A 19211-nucleotide genomic window follows, 5' to 3' on the forward strand; every position below is an offset into this window, starting at 1 on the left:
CGGGGAATCGACCCGACGTCGGGGGCGGGCACCGCTATCCGCGACGGCTCGCCCGCGAATTCCGTCAGCGTGAGGAATCCTGTCGCCCGGGGCTCCTGAGGCGCAGTCAGGACTATCCCTGACATCCCCTCGGCGGGACCCTGACGTACCGTCGCGAAATACCGTGGTGCCGTGTGCGCCGACGGGCTCCACGGGGAATTCCGACCGCCCAGCCCGGAAGAGGACGCTGATGACCGTCGCACCGCAGGAGACTTCGCAGGGGACATCGCCGGAGGCGGTCACCCTGACGATTCCGAGCCGCTTCAACGGGCCCGCCACCGCCGGGAACGGGGGCTACGTCTGCGGCAGCGTGGCCGCGCTGGCCCGGGAGCTGGGCGACGGGCCGGCCGCCGTCACGCTGCACGCGCCCGTCCCGGTGGACCTCCCGCTGGACGTCCGCCGCAAGGGCAGCCGGCTGCACGTCTGGCACGGCGAGGAGCTGATCGCCTCGGCCGCCCTCTCCACCGCCCCGATCGGCCGGGTCGACCCGGTGGACCCGGCGGTGGCCCGGACCAGCTCCGAGCGGTTCGGCGGGCACACCGGCCACCCCTTCCCGACCTGCTTCGTCTGCGGCATGGAGCGCGCGGCGGAGGACGGGCTGCGGCTGACCCCGGCGCCGGTGCCCGGTCTGGAGCACACCGCGGCCTGTCTCTGGCGCCCGACGGCGGCGGTGGCGGGGCCGGACGGCACGGTACCGCCGGAGATCGTCTGGAGCGTGCTCGACTGCCCCGGCGGCTGGACCGCCGACCCGACCGTGGAACCGATGGTGCTGGGCCGGATGTGGGCCCGGATCGACCGCCTCCCGGCGGTCGGCGAGGAGTGCGTGGTGGTGGCCCGTCAGGACACCCGCAACGGCCGCACCATGACCAACACCTCGACCCTCTACGACGCGGCGGGCCTCCCCTTCGCGGACGCCTCCGCGATCTGGGTCGCCGTCAACGGCTGACCGCCCTCCGCCGCCCCAGCCGGCCCGGGCCGCCAGGCCCGCATCCTCCGGGGCGGCGGCTGACCGGACATCACCCCGCGCACGACAGCACAGGCAACGGCACCACTGGCCCAGGCCCGCACCCTCCAGCGCGGCGGCTAACCAGACGTCTCCCCGCGCCCAGCAGCGCGGGCAACGGGAGCAGCGCGGGCAACGCAGGCAACGGGAGCAGCGCAGGCAACGCAGGCAACGGGAGCAGCGCAGGCAACGCGCACGCATCCTCCGGGGCGGCGGCTGACCGGACATCACCCCGCGCACGACAGCACAGGCAACGGCACCACTGGCCCGGGCCCGCACCCTCCGGGGCAGCGGCTAACCAGACGTCTCCCCGCGCCCGGCAGCACGGGTAGCGCGGGCACTGCGGGCAACGGGAGCAGCCCGGGCAACGCAGGCAGCGGGAGCGCACCCTCCGGGGCAGCGGCTGACCGGACATCACCCCGCGCCCGGCAGCGCGAGCAGCACGGGCAGCGGCACCATGGGCCCTCGGCCGGGCACCGCAGGAGGAGCGCTCCGCGCGGCTCGTCCGAGGTGCGGCCGGTATGCCGACCCACGGACGGTCGGCCAGCCGGGACGCCGAGACGTTCGGGCACTTCGTCAACATGCTTCCGACGCCCGGGAGTTTCCGTCCTGAGCGGACCTTCCCCGAGGTGCTGCGGGGCACCCCGGTCGAGCGGCTCCGCCCGGCCCGGGTGCCCGGGGTGTCCCAGCTGGTGCGGGCGGTCGTCGCGCTCCGGCAGTCCGGCGGCAGCCCCAAGTGGCAGTCGGCCCGGTTCGCGCGCGGTCCGGTCGACGGCGCGTCAGGCTGCGGGCACTCCAGCAGATCCCCCGGCCAGCCCGCCCGGCCCACCAGCAACGCGACCCGGACACGGGCCGAGACACCCGACCCCCTCACACCCCACCAAGCCGACCACCACCCGGGACAACCGCCAGAACACCCCACCCACACCCACCAAGCCCGGTCAGCCCACCCAACAGCAACGCGCCCCGGACACGGGCCGAGACACCCGACCCCCTCACACCCCACCAAGCCCGGTCAGCCCGCCCGGCCCACCAGCAGCGCGACCTGGGCGCGGGCCGAGATGCCCAGCTTCTTGAAGGTCCGGCCGAGGTAGGTCTCCACCGTCTTGTGGCTGAGGCCGAGTTCGCGGGCGATCTGCTGGTTGGTCCGCCCCTGGCTGACCAACTGGGCGATCTGCTCCTCGCGCTGGCTCAGCAGCTTGAGCGGGCTCTGCGGGTCCTCGGTCGGCCGGCCCGCCGCCGTGGCCGCCACCGGTCCGTAGGCCGCGCACTGCTCCGCCTCCTCGGCGTAGCGGCCGGCGCCCTCGAGGTCGTGGTGGGACAGGCAGAGCTCGGCCAGCGCGACCGCGAAGCCGCGCTGGAGCACGCGCTGCCCGTGCAGGCCCACCAGCCGGTGCCCGCGCAGCAGATGACGCTCGGCCTCCTCCCGGCGGCCGAGGGCCGCCTCCGTGCTGCCGAGCCAGCGCAGCGTCTCCAGGCCGCCCGTCAGGGCCGCGTCGTCGAGACCGTCCACCAGCTCCGCCGCCCGCCGGGCCCGGCCCTCGGCGGTGCCCCGCTGGCCGCCCAGCCAGGCGCTGGCCGCGAGCAGGCTGAGACATCGCGCCCGGTGGGCCGGCTCGGCCGGCAGCGCGTCCACCGGCGCCCCGGTGCCGGGGCGCCGCGCCCAGGCCGTGCCGGAGTCCACGGCGACCGCCAACTGCTCGCTCCACAGGCCGGGTTCGGCCCCGGCGGCCGGCTCGCCGTGCGCGGTCTCGTCCGCCTCGGCGGTCAGGCCGAGCCAGCGCTCGGTGCGCGCCAGCCACTCGGCGGTGGCGGCACGCAACTCCTCGGGCAGCGCGGCGCGTTGCCGCCGGAGCCCGACCAGCAGGGTCCGTGCCTCGGCCGGCCGGCCGTCCAGGGCCAGTGCCGTGGCCCGGGTCAGGACGTCGGCCGGGTCCGGCTCGGCCTGCCGGAGCCGGGCGGCCACCTCCAGCCAGCGCAGCGCCCGCGCCGGGGCGGTGAAGACGGTGTCCCGGGCGGCGGCCGTCAGCACCCGGGCGCCGGCGGTGTCACCGGCGATCGCGGTGTGCTCCAGGTGGCACGCCTGCCTGGCCGGGGCGGCCCCGGCCAGCCGGAGCAGCAGGGCCGCCCTGGTGTGGGCCGACTGCCGCCAGCCGGGGGCCGCCGCGTGGTAGGCGGCGGCCCGGACCACGGGGTCGCGCAGCCGCAGTCCGCCGTCGGCGGCGGGCAGCACCAGGTGCTCGGCGGCCAGTTCGTCCAGCACGGTCTGGGCCTCGGCCCCGGTCACCTGGGCGACGAAGGCCACCATGGTCAGGTCGAAGGGATCGCCGCAGACCGCCGCCGCACAGAGCGCGAGCAGGGCCGCGGGCGACAGGCGCCGCATCTCGGGCACCGGCGGCACCACGAAGTGCGGTATCCCGCTGCGGAGTTCGTCCCCGTGCGGATGGTGGCCGAGCTCCGGCCGGGGGCCGTGGGCCCGGGCCAGCTCCTGGGCCACGCCCGGATTGCCCGCGCTGTCGTGGTGCAGCAGCCGCCGGGTGAGCCGGTCGGCGCCGGCCGGGAGCAGCCCGGCGGTCTGGTCCTCCGTCAGCGGGCCGAGCTCGATCCGGATCGCCGCCCCGTACCGGACCACCCGCTCGACCAGCTCGGTCAGCCCGGGCCCGGCCTGGGCCGGCCGGTAGCCCAGCACGATCACGATGGCGGCCTTCGGCGGGTCAAGGAAGAGGAAGCGGAGGAACTCCAGCGAGACCGGATCGGCCCAGTGCATGTCGTCGCAGAACAGCACCAGGCTGCGCTCCCGGGCGAGCCGCACCAGCAGCGCGCGGGCCAGCCCGAAGACGTGCGAGATCTCCGCCGGATCGCTCGGCCAGCGGGCCGTCCAGCGCTGTCTCAGCACCGGGAACAGCCCTGCCAGCCACGAGAGTTCCTCCGCGCCCAGGCCGTCGAAGACCGACTCCGGGGCGTGCCGCAGGCAGTGGTCGAGCGAGGAGGTCAGCACCTCGGAGGGGGTCATCGAGGCGGGGTGCTCGGCGCTGCCGGCCGCCACCGTGCAGCCCCGGGTGCGGACCTCCTCCAGCCACTGGGCCACCAGCCGGGTCTTCCCGGCCCCGGCCGGTCCGGTGACGGCCACCAGCCTCGCCTCCGCCGGCCGCCGCTCCAGCACCGCGTCGAGCGCGGTGAGTTCGGCCCGCCGCCCGAGGAATTCACCTCGGGAGGAGGAATCCAGAATCCGGTAGAAGTCCGCCACCATGCCGGCAACCCCCGTTGCAGAAGTAGACCTTCGCTCGACCGGGTCAGGCGTTCCGCAGGCTGAGCGGGCGCATGTCGGTCCAGCTATCGTCGATGTAGCGGAGGCACTCCTCACGCGGTCCGCGCTTTCCGACCGTCGTCCATCCGGCGGGCACCTCACGTCCGGCCCGCCAGATCGAGTACTGCTCCTCACCGTTCACGACGACCTCGAATTCGTCGGAAACACCAGTGAACACAGTGAACCTCCAGTGCGAAATGTATATGAACTGACGAGTTTCTCCGCCCTGCCGGGGGCAGAGGTGACACAGCCTCAGACGAAGTCGGCCAGGTCCTCGGAAATGGCCGCCATGAGGTCGTCAGGTGCCTCCATGAACTGGTAGTGCGGCCCCTGGAGCAGCCGGAAGCTGGTCTCCCCGCAGTCCGCCCAGCCGTCCATCAGGCGGTAGTCCACCTCGACGTCCTGGGCCCAGCCCAGCGCGCTGATCGGCAGCGGCAGCACGGTCGGCTTCTCCGGCTTGTACCGCTTGTTCGCCTCCACGTCGGCCCGCAGGATGCGGATCGACAGCTCGACCATGTCGGTGGTCGGCTTGCCGCCCAGCGAGGTGATCAACTCGGCCACCTCCACCGAGAGTTCCTCGTCGCTCATCTCCAGGAAGCGCCCGGCCGGCCCCTGGTGCGGGGCGACCTGGGAGGAGACGAACAGCCGGGACGGCAGCGGGTAGCCGCGCTCCAGCAGCCGCACCGAGGTCTCGTAGCCCGGCAGGGCCGAGCCGCAGTGCCCGAAGAAGGCGAACGGCCGGTCCAGGTAGGGCAGCAGGGCCTCGGCGAAGTCGTCGGCCAGCTCCTCGTAGGTGCCGTACGCGGGCTCGCGCAGGCGGTTCTCCCGGCCGGGCAGCTGGACGGCGCAGATCTCCACCTCGCCCAGGTACCTCGGCCACTTGCGGTACATGCTGGCCCCGCAGCCCGAGTACGGGATGCAGAACAGCCGCACCGCGCTGCTGTCGGACGGTTCGCGCAGCAGCCACTTGGCCTTGCGCGCAGTGGTCTCGGCCATCGTCGGTGTCCTCCCCGCCGCTCAGTCGGCCACGGGGGCGGACACGCCGGCCCGCGCCTTGGCCCGGATCGGCATGTGCTTGATGCCCGCCACGAAGTTCGAGCAGAGGTGCTCCACCTCGCCGGCCCGCTCGAAGTCCTCGAAGGTGGTGAACAGCTCCTCGAAGAGCAGCTTGAGGCTCATCCGGGCCACCGAGTGGCCGACGCAGTAGTGCGGGCCGATGCCGAAGGCGATGTGCTTGTTCGGCTTGCGGTGGAAGTCGAAGGTGAACGGGTCGGTGAAGTACTCGTCGTCCCGGTTCGCCGCGCCCAGCCAGACCACCACCGCGTCGCCGGCCGCGATCTGCTTGCCCCGGATCTCCACGTCGGCGATCGCGTAGCGCATGAAGTGGTTGGCCGGCGAGGCCCAGCGGACCGCCTCGTCCACACCGGTGGTCAGCGCGTCGGGGTCGGCCATCCACTCCTTCAGCCGGGGGGTGTCCATCAGCTCGTCCATCGCCGCGATCGGCACGAAGGGGGTGGTGATGTTGGCCCCGAGCAGCAGGCTGTAGCAGTTGGCCAGGACGGCGCCGACCTCGATCGGCTCGCCCTCCACCTCCATGGTCAGCATCAGGCTGATCAGGTCGTCGCCGAGGTTCTTGCGGCGGTCCCGGACGATGTCGTGGAAGTAGGCGAACAGCTCGCGGTGGGCCAGCTCCAGGGTGGCCTGCGCGGTGTCCTTGGCGGCGAACTCCGGGTCGTCCGGGGCGATCGACATCGCCGTCAGCTCGGTGAGCCGGGCCCAGTCGGCGCGCGGCAGGTCCATCAGCCGCCCGGCCGTGGCCATCGGCATGGCCATCATGTGCGCGGCGAAGTCGTAGACCTCGCCGGAGATCGCGGGCGCCAGCACCCGGCGGATCTCGTCCCGGACAGCGCCCTGGTAGCGCTCGATGGACTTGGGCGCCAGCGCGCGCTGCAGCGGCACCCGCATCCGGGTGTGCCGCGGCGGGTCGGTGGCGGCCATCTGGCGGCCCCGGGCCGGGTCGTCCTTGCCGAGCAGGAAGAGCATGGTGCCGCGCTGCGAGGTGAAGCGGGTGTGGTCACGGAGCACCAGGTCGGCGTCGTCCATCTTGGTGATGGACCAGAAGCCGAGGTCCTCCCCGACCGGCTGCCAGCGGACCGGGTCGCGGTCGCGCATCGCGTGCCAGATGGAGTGCGGGTCGCCGTGCCCGTAGAGCTCGGAGTCGACCAGGTCGACGGCGTCCAGGTCGATGGTGGCGGGGTCCAGCGGTCGGTTGAGTCGCATGTCGTTGGCTGCCCTTCGGTCAGGCGGAGGCGGTGCCCTGCTCCAGGGCCTCGGCGAGTTCGGCGATGGTCGGGCGCAGGTAGAGGGTCTGCGCGGAGAGTTCGATGGAGCGCTCCTCCTGGATCCGGGTGATCAGCTCACCCGCCATCAGGGAGTGCCCGCCGAGCTCGAAGAAGTCGTCGTCGATGCCGACCGGCTCGACGTCCAGCACCTCGCCCCAGAGGCCGCAGAGGTACTCCTCCTCGGGGGTGACCGGCGCCCGGTAGGCGTCCGGCAGGTCGCGCGGGACGCGGCGGGCGGCCGGCAGCGCGGCGCGGTCCAGCTTGCCGTTGCGGTTCAGCGGGAACTTCTCCAGCGTCACGTACGCCCACGGCAGCATGTAGGACGGGAGTTGACGGCGCAGCGCCTCGCGCAGGCTGGCCACGTCGCCGTCGCCGGTCGGCACCAGGTAGGCCAGCAGCCGCTTGCCGCCGGCCGGGTCGGGCTGGGCCAGCACCACGGCCTCGGCGACCGCCGGATTGGCCAGGACGGCGGCCTCGACGGCGCCGATCTCCACTCGGTAGCCGTTGATCTTGACCTGGTTGTCGGCCCGGCCGAGGAACTCCAGGTCGCCGTCGGGCAGCCAGCGGGCCAGGTCGCCGGTGCGGTAGATCCGCTCGCCCGGCCGGGCCGGGTCCTCGCGGAAGGCGGCGGCGGTGGCCTCGGGGCGGCCCAGGTACTCCCGGGCCAAGCCCTCGCCCGCGGCGTACAGCTCGCCCGGCACCCCGGCCGGGACCGGCCGCAGCGCGCTGTCCAGCACCAGCACCCGGGTGCCGGCGATCGGCCGGCCGATCGGGACGGAGCCGGTGCGGGGCGCGGTGCGGGTGGTCCAGCAGGCGGTGAAGGTGGTGTTCTCGGTCGGGCCGTAGCCGTTGGTGAAGGTCAACTCCGGGTGCGCGCCCAGCAGTCGGCGCAGCTGGTCGGGGCGGATCACGTCGCCGCCGGCGATCACCTGGCGCAGTCCGGCGAAGGACTTCAACTGCGAGCCGACCATCTGGTGGAACAGACCCGCCGTCAGCCAGGCGACCGTCACGCCCTCGTCGCGCAGCAGCTCGGCCAGCCGGTCGGCGGTCACCGGACCGGCCGGGTAGACGGCCAGCGAGGCGCCGTTGGCCAGTGCGCCCCAGAGCTCCAGGGTGGAGGCGTCGAAGGCGACGGGGGCCAGCTGGAGCACCACGTCCTCGGGCCGGAGGTCGGACCAGTCGTTCGGGCCGACCAGCCGGGCCACCGCCCGGTGCGGCACGGCGACGCCCTTGGGCTCGCCGGTCGAGCCGGAGGTGTAGCTGATGTAGGCCAGGTCGTCCGGGCCGACCTCCACCGGACGGAAGCCGGCCGGGGCCTCGGCCGGGACCTCGGCCGGGGTGAGCACGGTCAGACCGCCGGGCAGGCGCTGGCGCAGCGAGTCCTGGGCCAGCACGGTGCGCACCCCGGCGTCGGCCAGCTGCGCCGCCGAGCGGGCGTCCGGTGCCTCCGGGTCCAGCGCCAGGTAGGCGCCGCCCGCCTTGAGCACCCCGAGCACGGCCGTCACCAGGGCGGCGCCGCGCTCGTGGCTGACCCCGACCACCTCGCCGGGGCGGACCCCGGCGGCCAGCAGGGCGGCGGCCACCGCGTCGGCGGCGCCGTCGAGTTCACGGTAGGTCAGCTTGCTGCCGTCGGCGCTGACCGCGACCGCGTCGGGGGCGGCCTGCGCCCGCTCGGCCACCAGGACGTGCACCGGCCGGGCCGGGCCGGGGGCCACCCCGGTGCCGCCCCAGGCGGTGACCTGGGCCAGGTCCTCGGCGGAGGCCAGCGGCACGGCCGTCAGGGCGTCGCCCGGGGTGGCGGCCAGCGCCAGCTCCACCAGGCCGGCCAGCCGGTGCTCCGTGACCGCGTCCACCGGCTTGGGCAGCAGGTGCACCGAGCCGTCGGGGGCGGTCAGCAGCAGCGGGGTGGTGCGCCGCCCGGTCTCCGGCGAGCCGGCGCCCCGGTAGCCGAAGTCCGTGGCGGCCGCCTCGAGTTCGTCGAGCAGCTCCTCCTCGTACTCGTCCAGGCCGGCCACGGCGGCGGTCAGCCGCTCGGCCAGCTCACCGGCGGTCGGGGTGTCCGAGAGGTCCAGGGTCAGCACACCGGCCCGGGTGGGCTCGGCCGCCGGGTCCAGGTAGTCGACCCGCAGGGTGTCCCGCAGGCCGGCGCGGTGGACCACCAGCGCCAGCGCGGCGATCGCCGCGGCCGGGGTCCGGCTGCCGATCGGCACACCCGACGGTCCGTCCGCGTGGTCGGTGGCAGGTAGGTTCGCGAATGTGGTCATGCCGCCCTCACCGTGAGGAGTTCCCCGACGCGCCGATCGGCGTCATCGGCCAAGTCGCCCAAGAGGGCCAGGAATTCGTCCGCGATCGCGGTGCCCAGCGCGGGGCTGAGCACGTCGGTGCGGTGGTTGACGTACAGGTACCAGCCCGCCGGGGAGCTGGAGACCCGCACCGTCAGGTCGTTCAGCGCGTGCTCCCAGGGCGCGTCCCAGAGCTCGCCGGAGAGCTCGCCCTCCGGGAAGACCGTCTCCGGGTCCTCGTCGCGCTGGAACAGCACCCGGAACAGCTGACCGGTGGTCAGCCCGGCCAGCCCGGCGATCTCCTCGTACGGGAGGTCGTCGTGCGCCAGGTCGGCCGTCACCTCGGCCCGCACCGCGTCCAGATGGGCGCCGAAGCCGAGGCTCCCGTCGATCCGCACCCGGAGCGGGACGTAGTTCAGGTGGGCCCCGATCAGCCGGGCCGTCTCCTGCCGGTCCCGGCGGGTCACCGGGGTGGAGAGCACCAGGTCCCGCCGGCCGGTGCGGCGGGCCAGCACGATCGCGAAGGCCGCCAGGGTGGTGATGAACTCGGAGGCGCGGTGGGCGTCGGCCAGGGCCTTCACCCCGGCCGCCACCCGTGCGGGCACGGGCCGCACCACCACGTGTCCGGCGGTGCTCGGCGGCACCGCCCGGGTGGTGTCCGAGGGCAGCTCCACCGCCGCCGCGCCGGCCGTCCTGGCCCGCCAGTAGGCGTGCAGCTCGGCCTCCCGGGGGCCGGTCAGCGCGGCCTGCTGCCAGGCCGTCACATCGGCCGTCTGGGCGGTCAGCGGGTCCAGCAGCCCGGCGAGTACGGCCTCCTTCGCGCCGAGCCCCGACAGGTGCAGGGTGTACAGCTCGCGGAAGAGGATCTCCACCGAGTGCAGGTCGCCGACGATGTGGTGCAGGGCGAACAGCACGATGTGGTCCTCGGCCGCCAGCCGCAGCACGGCCAGCCGGACGGGCAGCTCGGCCGCCAGGTCGAACGGCCTCGCGACGAACTCCCCGGCCAGCGCCCGGGCGTCCGCCTCCGCGGTGTCCCGGACCGGGACGGCCGGGGCCTCGGCCGCCCGGACCACCTGGTGCAGCACCCCGTCCCGGGTCTCGAAGACCGTCCGCAGTGCCTCGTGACGGCCGATCAGCTCGGCCAGGGCCCGCTCCAGCCGGGGGACGTCCAGCGGGCCGCGCAGCCGCGCGGCGCCGGACTGGTTGAAGCCGGGCTGGCCCGGATACGCCTCCTGGAGGCCGTGGAACAGCCGCTGGGCCGGCGAGGCGGGCGTGCTCAAGGTGCCGTCGGCCGCCCGCTCCAGCAGCGGCGGCCGGGCCGCCCGGCGCGGGCGGCGGGCCAGCAGGGCCCGCTCGCGGGCGGCCCGGTCGGCCAGGTCGGTGGGGGTCCCGGTGGTGCTCATGCCGTCACTCCTCCTCACTGCTGAGCCGCTCGAACAGCCACTCGGCCAGCGCCTCGATGGTCGGCTCGATCCCGAAGAAGGCCCGCAGCGACAGGTCGAGCCCGAAGACCTCACGGACCTCGGCCACCATCCGCACCGCGATCAGCGAGGTGCCGCCGACGTGGAACAGGTTGTCGGTGACGCCGATCCGCTCCCGGCCGAGCAGCTCGGCCCAGATCTCGTGCAGCTCCTCCTCGATCGGGGTGCGCGGGGCGACCGGCCCGGTGGCCCCGGCCCCGGTGCCGAGCGCCGCGACCGCCGCCCGGTCCACCGTGCCGTCGGCCGTCACCGGCAGCCGGTCCAGCGGTACGTACACCGCGGGCACCAGCCACTCGGGCAGCCGCTCGCGCAGGTGGGCCCGGAGCGTCTCGCCGTCCACGGTGGCGCCGGGCAGCGCGACGTACGCGGCGACCAGTTCGGTGGGCCCGGCCGCTCCGTCCCGGGCCACCACCGCGGCGGCGGCCAGCTCCCGGTGGGCGGCGAGCACCGCCTCGGTCTCGGCCGGGTCCACCCGGCGGCCCGCCACCACCGTCCGGCCGTCGCCCGGACGGCCCGTCAGCTGCAGGCTGCCGTCGGCCAGGAAGCGCGCCGACTCGCCGGTGCGGTACAGCCGTTGGCCGCTCCGCGCGGCGAACGGGTCCGGGACGAAGCGGTCGGCGGTGGCCGAGGCGTGTCCCGGGTAGCCCGGGCCGACCCCGCGGCCGCCCACGTACAGCTCGCCCGGCACGCCGACCGGCACCGGCTCCAGCCACTCGTCCAGCACGTACACCCGGGCCCCGGGCAGCCGGCGCCCGACCGGCACCTGGGCCGCCCGGTCCGGCTCCGGCCCGTCCGGCCCTGCCGGGCCGGAGGTCACCGGGCCGGCCGCCTCCACCGCGCCGTGCATCCGCACCAGCCGGACCGCGAGGCCGTCCACCTGCTCCCAGCGCAGCGCCGGTTCACCGGTCAGCACCACGGTGTGCAGGGTCGGCGGCAGCTCCTTGCGCTGCTGCTCCGTCCAGCCGAGCAGCTCGGAGGGCGGCACCGCCACGGTGGTCGCACCGCCCGCCGTCACCAGCTCCCACAGCCCGGCGCCGGCCTGACGCTCCGGCAGGGCGAGCGAGGCGCCGGCCACCAGGTAGGGGTAGACCTCCTCCAGCAGCCGTTCCGAGCCGGCCGGCGCGAGCGGCAGCGACCGGTCGGCCGGGCCGAGCTCCAGCGCGGCAATGACCGCCCCGGCCAGCTGGGCCAGCTGACGGCGGGTCACCGGCACCAGGCCCTGGCCGGACAGGTGGCAGAGGTGGGCCGGGTCGTCCGGCCCGGCGCCGCTCTCCGGCGGGCCGGCCGGACCGTCCGCACGGCCCTCGCCGTCCTGACCGTCCAGGCCGTCCGAGCCGTCCAAGCCGTCCACCAGGACCTCGGGCAGACCGTGTCCGGCCAGCGGCCCGCGCTCCCGGGCGTCCGTCACCAGCACGGCGGGAGCCGCCTGCGCCAGGATCGCGGCCGTCCGCCCGGCCGGCTCCGCCGGGTCCACCAGCAGGGCGGCGGCGCCCGCCTTCTGCACGGCCAGCAGCACCACCGGCAGCTCCGGCGAGCTCGGCAGCGCGACGGCGGCCACCGCCCGGTCGGCCAGCCCGGCGGCCCGCAGCCGGTGGGCCAGCAGGTCGGCCCGGCGGTTCAGTTCGGCGTAGCTCAGGCCGGAGCCGTCCCCGGCCACGGCGATCGCCTCCGGGGTCTGCGCCGCCAGCCGGGCCACCGCCAGGTGCACCGGCTCGGCCGGGCCGCCGTCCTCCGCGTTCCACGCGTTCACCAGTTGGTCGCGCTCGTGCTCGGAGAGCATCGGCAGCCGGGAGACCGGCAGGTCGGGGTTGGTGGCGATGGCGCCGAGCAGGGTGGTGAAGTGCTGGGCCATCCGCCGCACGGTGGGCTCGCGGAACAGGTCGAGGCTGTACTCCAGGCTGCCGAGGAAGCCCTCGGCGCCCTGCGGGGCGATGTCCAGCAGCAGGTCGAACTTGGCCGTGTTGGTCGCGACGTTGAAGACCTCGAAGGTCAGCCCGCCGGCCTTCCACTCGTCCTGCGGGATGTTCTGGAAGGAGAGCATCACCGTGGTCGGCGGCCCGTCCAGCTCGCCGCGCACCGCCTCCACCACCCGGTCGTACGGGAGGTCCTGGTGGGCGTAGGCGTCCAGGCAGGTCTGCCGGGCCCGCTCCAGCAGCTCGCTGAAGGCCGGGTCACCGGAGGAGTCGGTGCGCAGCGCCAGGGTGTTGACGAAGTAGCCGATCAGGTTGGCGACTTCGGGCCGGTTGCGGCCGGCCACCGCGCTGGCCACGGTGATGTCGGTGGCGCCCGAGTAACGCGAGAGCAGCACGTGGAAGGCGGCCAGCAGCAGCATGAACGGGCTGGCGCCCCGGTCCCGGGCGATCTTGTCGAGCCGCTGCATCAGCGGCGCCGGGAGGGTGAAGAAGTGCGTGCCGCCCCGGGAGGTCTCCTGGGCGGGCCGGACCAGGTCGGTGGGCAGCGGCAGGTGGGTGATGCCGGACAGCTGCCGCTGCCAGTAGCCCACCAGCCGGTCCAGCGCCGGGCCGGCCAGCGTCTCGCGCTGCCAGATGGCGAAGTCGGCGTACTGGATCGGGAGTTCGGGCAGCTCCGGCAGCCCGCCCGCGATCAGCGCCTCGTAGCCGGCCGACAGCTCCTGGAACAGGATGGCCGAGGACCAGCCGTCGGTGATGATGTGGTGCATCACCAGCACGCAGACGTGCTCCTGCGGGGAGAGCCGCAGCAGGCTCATCCGCAGCAGCGGCCCCTGCGCCAGGTCGAAGGCGCGCTCGATGTCCGCCTGCACCACGGCGTCCACCTCGTCCCGGGTGACCTCCCGGACCGGGATCGGCACCCGCAGCTCGGGCAGGATGCGCTGGAGCGGGTCGATGCCGTCGAAGTCGAAGACCGTGCGCAGCGCCTCGTGGCGGCGCACCACCAGGTTGAGCGACTCCTCCAGGGCGGCCGGGTCCAGCTCGCCGGTGATCCGGACGGCGGCGAGCACGTTGTAGGTGGGCCGGCCCGGGTCGGCCTGGTCGATCAGCCAGAGGCTCTGCTGGGAGAACGAGGTCTCCAGGGTGACCGGTTCGGTCGTCACTGCCGTACTCCCTTGCCGTCGTTCCGCTCTCCGATGGGTCCGCCGCGCGCGGTCCGGCGCCTCACGACCCGGCCCCCCGGCGGCCGGCCCGCCCGGCCCCGGCGCGCTCCTCGCGCTTGCGCCGGTAGCCGTCCCGGTCCACCCGGCCGATCGGGGCGGAGCCCGCGCCGCCCTGCCCGGTGGCGGCCAGCTGGCCGTCCACGTACTCGGCGGAGGAGGCCACCGTGGGCGCCTCGAAGAGCGTGCCGAGCGGGAGTTCGACCTCGTAGACCGCGCGGACCCGCTCCACCACCTCGGCGCCCATCAGCGAGTGGCCGCCGAGCGAGAAGAAGTCGTCCGTCACCCCGATCCGGTCCAGGCCGAGCGCGTCGGCCCAGATCTCGGCGATCACCCGCTCGGTCTCGGTGGACGGGTCACGGGAGATCTTGGCCTGCTCGCGGGCCGCCCGGTCGGCGGCCGGCAGCTTGGCCGGGTCGACGGTGCCGTCGGCCCGCAGCGGCCACTCCCGCACCACGATCAGCTCCGCCGGGACGGCGTAGCCGGGGTGACGGCCCGCCAGCTCCTGCTGGATCTCCGGCAGCACCGCCTTGATCCGCATGGCCCGCAGCGGGTCGTTGGCCAGCACCGCACCGGCGCCGCTGTCCTTGCCCCACTCCTGCTCCAGCACCGCCGCCAGCCGTTCGAACGGCACCGGCTCGCCGTCGGACTGCCGGGCCAGCACCACGTCCAGGTCGCCCGGGACGCCGTTGGCCGAGCAGCCGATCAGCGGGGTGTAGCCCGCCTCGGCGGCCAGCGCGAGGAGTTCGGCGTGGTCGACCGGCGAGCCGGGCTCGCCGAGCACCGGGCGGGCCGCGTCCAGCAGGTCGGCGACGGTGTCCACCAGCCCGGAGCCGAGCAGGCCGACCCCGGCGGCGTACTGGGCGGTGCGGGCGTCCTTCACCGCCCGCAGCAGCACCGTCTCCGGCCGACGCTCCGTCAGGGTCTCCCGCAGGTCGGCCGGGGTGAGGCCGTCCTGGGCCCAGTCGGCCGGCTCGACCGCCGGCACCTCGACCGGCTCGCCGCCGACCCGCAGCAGCACGTCGTAGCGGAAGGCGTTCAGCTCGTTCTGGTGGCGGCCGACCCGGGGCAGCAGGCTGACGCCCGTGACGCCCGGGATCCGCCCGGCGATCTCGCGGAACAGGCGCGGGTCGAGGATCAGGTCCTCCTCCCGCTCGGTGTGCTGGGTGACGGCCTGGCGCAGCCGGTCCACCGGAGCGTTCGGCGGCAGGCGGCGGGCCTGCACGGAGAGGTGCAGCGCCTCCACCAGCCCGAGGCTGCGCACGTCGCCGACGTAGACGGTGCCGCCGGGCCGGACCACCCGCACGGCGTCGGCCAGCACCCGCTCCAGGTAGTCGGCCTCGGGGAAGTACTGGGCCAGCGAGTTGATCACGACGGTGTCGAAGTCGCCGTCCGCCAGCTCGGAGAAGTCGTCGGCGGCGCGCTCCAGCAGCACCACCGCCTCGGCCTTGGAGGCCAGCCACTGCTCGTGCTCGCGGATGTGGGCGAGTGCCCGGGCGGACAGGTCGGTGGCCACGTAGGAGTCGCAGCGCATCGCCAGACGGAAGAGCAACTGACCGTTGCGGCAGCCGACTTCGAGCACCCGGGAGGGGTGCAGCGCGGTGATCCGGCGCATCGTGCCGTCGGCCCACTCGCGCATCTCCTCGGGCGAGAGGTACTCGTCGGTGGAGCGGCTCTTCCAGCCCGCCGTGTTCACCGTCGGGTCGTCCTCGGCGCCGCGGCCGGAGTAGGTCTCCTCGAAGATCTTCCGCCAGCGGGCCCGCTTCACCAGCTCGGGCGCGTTGGCCCGCACGCCGGAGGCGCGCTCGCGCAGCGTCAGGTAGCCGAGCAGCTCGGTGCCGCCGGGGGCCTCGTGGTCGGCGACCACCAAGGCGCGGTCCACCGCCTCGTGCCGGGCCAGCGAGCCCTGCACCTCGGTGGTCTCCACCAGGCGGCGGCGGATCCGCAGGGCCCGGTCGGTGCGGCCCAGCAGTTCGATGGTGCCGTCGGGCAGGCGGCGGCCGCGCTCCCCGGTGCGCCGCACCGGCACCCCGCCGAACAGGACCGTCTCGGGGCCCGCGCCGCCGGTCTCCGCGCCGTCCGCCCCCTCGTCGTCCGCCCTCGCGGCCGCGTCCCCGGCGGCTGCGGAGACCTGGAGGTGCAGCTCGCCCGGCACGCCGACCGGCACGGCCTGGCCGCGCCCGTCCAGCACCACCACGTCGGGGTCCACGCAGAGCGGGCCGTGCTCGGCGCCCTGGCCCTGGCCGGCGGCGGGCCGGCTGACCACCAGCCGGTCCGCTCCGGCCGCCGCCGAGCCGCGCAGCTCGCGCAGCCGGGTGGACGGCAGCAGGCGGCGGGCGTCCTCCAGCAGGGCGGGCCAGGTCTCGTCGGTGACCACGGCCAGCTCCCGCAGCCCGCCGAGGCCGACCGCCGCTCCCGGGGCGGCCAGCAGACCGGCCAGCGCGGCGGGCACCAGATGGGCCACGCCCACCTGCTCACGCGCCATCAGCTCAGCGGTCTCGGCACCGGTGGCACCACCGCCCGCGATCACCAGCCGTCCGCCGGTGACCAGCGGCAGCAGCCAGCGCCACGGGGAGGTGTCCAGACCGACCGGGCCGCCGAGCAGCACCGAATCGGCCGCCGTGCAGGCGAGTTGGGTCTGCTCCCAGCGCAGCCGCTCCAGCGCCGAGCGGTGGCAGTGCACCCCGGCCGGGCCGCCGTCGGCGGCGTACAGCGCGAACGCGCCCCGGCCGGCGGTGCCCGCCGGGATCTCCCCGGCCGGGGCCTCGGCGAGCTGGTCGGCGATCCGGTCCAGGTGCACCACCTGGACCCCGGCCCCGGCCCACAGCAGGCCGGGGTGCCAGCTCCCCGACTCGGTCAGCACGATCCGCGCCCCGGAGTCGCGCAGGGCACTGCGGACGGCGGCGCGCGGGTGCGCCGGGTCCAGCGGCACCAGCACCGCCCCCGCCTTGAGCACGCCCAGCGCCGAGGCGGCCAGCGCGCCCGACCCGGGCAGGTGCACCGCGACCCGGTCGCCCGGCTGGACGCCCAGGCTCCGCAGGTGGTGCGCGATCCGCCCGGCCCGCAGGTCCAACTCCCGGTAGCTCCAGCGCTCTTCGCCGTGCACCAGGGCCTCGGCCTCCGGCGTGCCGGCGGCGTAGCCCTCGACCAGCCCGTGCACCGTCCGCGCCGAGGTCGCCGGGTCGGTGACCGGGGCGGGCGCCAGCGGGGTGGGCACCGCGAGCGGCAGCAGCGCGATCGGGGTGTCGGGGGCGTCGAGGGCCGCCCGCAGCACCCGGTCGAAGGCGTCCAGCACGTCCTGCACCAGCTCGGGGGTGAACAGGTCGGTGGAGAAGTACACCGGGCCGCTGATGCCGCCGTCGGCGTCCACCGCGAGGTCGATCTCCATGTCGAAGCGGACGGTCTCGGTGCTCAGCGTCTCGACCTCGAAGGTCACGCCGGACAGCTCCACGCTCCAGCGCGGCTCGTTGTGCAGGCCGAGCTGGTGGCGGATCAGCGGCACGTGCGAGCTGGCGTCACGCTCCGGGTTGACCGCCTCGACCATCAGCTCGAACGGGACCTCCTGGTGCTCGTAGCCGCCGTGCGCCACCTCGCGGGCGGTGCGCAGCAGCGAGCGGAAGCTCGGGTCGCCGGCGGTGCTCACCCGCAGCGGCAGGGTGTTCACGAAACACCCCATCAGCCCTTCGAGTTCACTCATCGTCCGGTTGGCGATCGGGCAGCCGATCACCGTCTCGTCCGCGCCGCTCCACCGGGTCAGCACCACCGAGAGCGCGGCCAGCAGCACCATGTACGGGGTGGCCCGCTCGCTGTCGGCCAGCTCGCGGATCCGGCGGACCAGCGCGGGCGGCAGCGCGAAGGAGAGCGCGTCGCCGTTCCAGCTGAGCGCGGCCGGGCGCGGCCGGCCGGTCCACGGCAGGTCGAGCAGGCCGGCCCCGGTCAGCTGCTCCTTCCAGTACGCCAGCTTCTCGGCCAGCACGTCGCCGCTCAGGTGCTCGCGCTGCCAGGCGGCGAAGTCGCCGTAGTGCACCGTGAGTTCAGGGAGCGGGGACGGCTCGCCCCGGGTGAAGGCACCGTACAGCGCGCCGATCTCGCGCAGCAGCAGGTTGATCGACCAGCCGTCGGTGGCGATGTGGTGCTGGACCAGCACCAGCAGGTACTCCTGCTCCCCGGTGCGCAGCAGGCGCGGACGGAGCATCAGATCGCGCTCCAGGCTGAACGGACGGCCCACCTCGCCCCGGCAGTACTCGGCCGCCGCCTCCTGGCGGTCGGCCTCCGGCAGGTGCCGGAGGTCCACCACCTCCAGCTTCAGCTCCGGTGCCTCGTTGACCTGCTGGACGGCCCGGCCGTCGAGCTGGCGGAAGGTGGTGCGCAGCACCTCGTGCCGGCGGACCACCTCGGTCAGCGAGCGGCCCAGCGCGTCCACGTCCACCGGGCCGCGCAGCCGGGCGGCGCCCGCCACGTTGTAGATGGTCGAGTTGGGCTGGAGCCGGTCGAAGAACCAGATCCGCTGCTGCATCAGGGACACCGGCATCGCGGACCGGTCGCCCGGGTGGCTCTCGACCCTCGGCCTGGTGCGGGCCACGCCCTGCTCGGCGAGCAGGAGGTCAAGCAGCCGCCTGCGCTCGGGCGACATCACGGTCGGTGGCATGTCGGGTCCCCTCGGTGTCGATGAGTCTGCTCGTACTGGTCAAGTCGGTTGTCGGGAACGGCCGGTGGGCCGCCGGCCGGCTCCGGATGCGGAGCACCGGGCCCGACGGGCCGGGCTATGCGGGCCGGGCGCGCAGCGCGTCGCCGATGTCCCGCTGGAGGCGGCTGAGCACCATGTCGACCCGCTCCTGCACGAAGAAGTGGCCGCCGGGGAAGGTGCAGAGCTCGAAGTCCCCGTTGCCCTCGATCTCCCAGCCCGCGGCACGCTCCCGGTCGACCCGCGGGTCCGCGTCGCCGACGTAGGCCCGGACCGGGCAGCCGAGCCGGGGTGAGGCCGCCAGGTCGCGGTGGGCGATCGACTCGAAGTCCGCCCGGACCACCGGCCGGAGCATCGCCAGGTACTCCTCGTTGTCCAGGATCGAGGCGGGGGTGCCGCCCACCTGGCGCAGGAAGGCGAGGATGCCCTCGTCGGTCATCCGGGTCTCGTAGTCGGGCACCGACGGCAGGTCCGGCGAGCCGCAGCCGGCCGCCACCAGCAGCAGGGGCCGCCAGCCGACGTCGGTGAGCAGCAGCCGGGACAGCTCGGTGCCGACGATCGCGCCCATGCTGTGGCCGAACACCACCAACGGCCGGTCCAGCAAGGTCTTCACCTCGCCCAGCAGCCCGCCCGCGATCAGCCCTGGCAGGGTGTCCACCGGCGGCTCGCCCATCCGGGAGCCGTGGCCGGGCAGTTCCACCGCCACCACGCCGATGTGCGCGGGCAGCAGCTTGGACCACGCCCGGTAGGGCTGCGCACTGCCGCCGGCCGGCGGGAAGCAGAGCACGCGAACCAGCGGCTCCTCGGTCCCCGACCAATCTCGGAGCCATTCCATGCAGTTCTCCAGAACGTGGGGAAAGGGGGTGCGGGAGTTCATCGCTCCGCCGGTTCCGACCGCCCTCGGCGGGCTTTCGGAAGGGCCTCGGCGGGGCCGCCCTCACCG

10 protein-coding genes are annotated in these 19211 nt (G+C 74.9%); 1 reads left to right on the top strand and 9 read right to left on the bottom strand.

The genetic code is table 11. The annotated features are described in order from the left end of the window. The first annotated feature begins 229 nt into the window (after positions 1 to 229). The gene (locus ACIRBX_RS26335; protein ID WP_402300075.1) at positions 230 to 985 is read left to right on the top strand and encodes a hypothetical protein; all 756 of its coding nucleotides are present in this window, start codon (positions 230 to 232) and stop codon (positions 983 to 985) included. A 1072-nt stretch (positions 986 to 2057) separates the two neighbouring features. Here the strand turns inward: ACIRBX_RS26335 and ACIRBX_RS26340 are convergent. From ACIRBX_RS26340 to ACIRBX_RS26380, 9 genes are all read right to left on the bottom strand, one after another. Continuing rightward, the gene (locus tag ACIRBX_RS26340) at positions 2058 to 4292 is read right to left on the bottom strand and encodes an AAA family ATPase (RefSeq protein WP_402300076.1); all 2235 of its coding nucleotides are present in this window, start codon (positions 4290 to 4292) and stop codon (positions 2058 to 2060) included. A 43-nt stretch (positions 4293 to 4335) separates the two neighbouring features. Then, the gene (locus ACIRBX_RS26345; RefSeq protein ID WP_402300359.1) at positions 4336 to 4548 is read right to left on the bottom strand and encodes an MbtH family protein; all 213 of its coding nucleotides are present in this window, start codon (positions 4546 to 4548) and stop codon (positions 4336 to 4338) included. Positions 4549 to 4601: 53 nt separating this feature from the next. After that, positions 4602 to 5345, bottom strand: coding sequence for a thioesterase II family protein (locus ACIRBX_RS26350; protein WP_402300078.1), 744 nt, complete (start codon positions 5343 to 5345; stop codon positions 4602 to 4604). 21 nt (positions 5346 to 5366) lie between these two features. Further along, complete coding sequence (locus tag ACIRBX_RS26355; protein ID WP_402300080.1) at positions 5367 to 6629, bottom strand: cytochrome P450; 1263 nt, start codon at positions 6627 to 6629, stop codon at positions 5367 to 5369. A 19-nt stretch (positions 6630 to 6648) separates the two neighbouring features. Further along, positions 6649 to 8955, bottom strand: coding sequence for an amino acid adenylation domain-containing protein (locus ACIRBX_RS26360; RefSeq protein ID WP_402300081.1), 2307 nt, complete (start codon positions 8953 to 8955; stop codon positions 6649 to 6651). Next, on the bottom strand, positions 8952 to 10376 hold the full coding sequence (locus ACIRBX_RS26365; protein ID WP_402300084.1) for a condensation domain-containing protein: 1425 nt from the start codon (positions 10374 to 10376) through the stop codon (positions 8952 to 8954). The genes ACIRBX_RS26360 and ACIRBX_RS26365 overlap by 4 nt, the downstream gene beginning before the upstream one ends. A 4-nt stretch (positions 10377 to 10380) precedes the next feature. Next, positions 10381 to 13527, bottom strand: a complete 3147-nt coding sequence (locus ACIRBX_RS26370) for a condensation domain-containing protein (protein WP_402300086.1) — start codon at positions 13525 to 13527, stop codon at positions 10381 to 10383. A 61-nt stretch (positions 13528 to 13588) separates the two neighbouring features. After that, positions 13589 to 18232: a condensation domain-containing protein gene (locus ACIRBX_RS26375; protein ID WP_402300089.1), complete on the bottom strand. Its 4644-nt coding sequence runs from the start codon at positions 18230 to 18232 to the stop codon at positions 13589 to 13591. A gap of 115 nt (positions 18233 to 18347) precedes the next feature. Continuing rightward, entirely contained in the window at positions 18348 to 19055 is a 708-nt protein-coding gene (locus ACIRBX_RS26380) for a thioesterase II family protein (protein WP_402300090.1), read from the bottom strand. Positions 19056 to 19211 lie beyond the last annotated feature (156 nt).

The organism is Kitasatospora sp. NPDC096147 (assembly GCF_044763225.1).
Classification (GTDB): domain Bacteria; phylum Actinomycetota; class Actinomycetes; order Streptomycetales; family Streptomycetaceae; genus Kitasatospora.

Excerpts from the sequence above, each read along its gene's own strand:
- ACIRBX_RS26335 (WP_402300075.1), top strand. The coding sequence starts at position 230 with ATGACCGTCGCACCGCAGGAGACTTCGCAGGGGACATCGCCGGAGGCG.
- ACIRBX_RS26365 (WP_402300084.1), bottom strand. The coding sequence starts at position 10,376 with ATGAGCACCACCGGGACCCCCACCGACCTGGCCGACCGGGCCGCCCGC.
- ACIRBX_RS26360 (WP_402300081.1), bottom strand. The coding sequence starts at position 8,955 with ATGACCACATTCGCGAACCTACCTGCCACCGACCACGCGGACGGACCG.
- ACIRBX_RS26340 (WP_402300076.1), bottom strand. The coding sequence starts at position 4,292 with ATGGTGGCGGACTTCTACCGGATTCTGGATTCCTCCTCCCGAGGTGAA.
- ACIRBX_RS26350 (WP_402300078.1), bottom strand. The coding sequence starts at position 5,345 with ATGGCCGAGACCACTGCGCGCAAGGCCAAGTGGCTGCTGCGCGAACCG.
- ACIRBX_RS26355 (WP_402300080.1), bottom strand. The coding sequence starts at position 6,629 with ATGCGACTCAACCGACCGCTGGACCCCGCCACCATCGACCTGGACGCC.
- ACIRBX_RS26375 (WP_402300089.1), bottom strand. The coding sequence starts at position 18,232 with ATGCCACCGACCGTGATGTCGCCCGAGCGCAGGCGGCTGCTTGACCTC.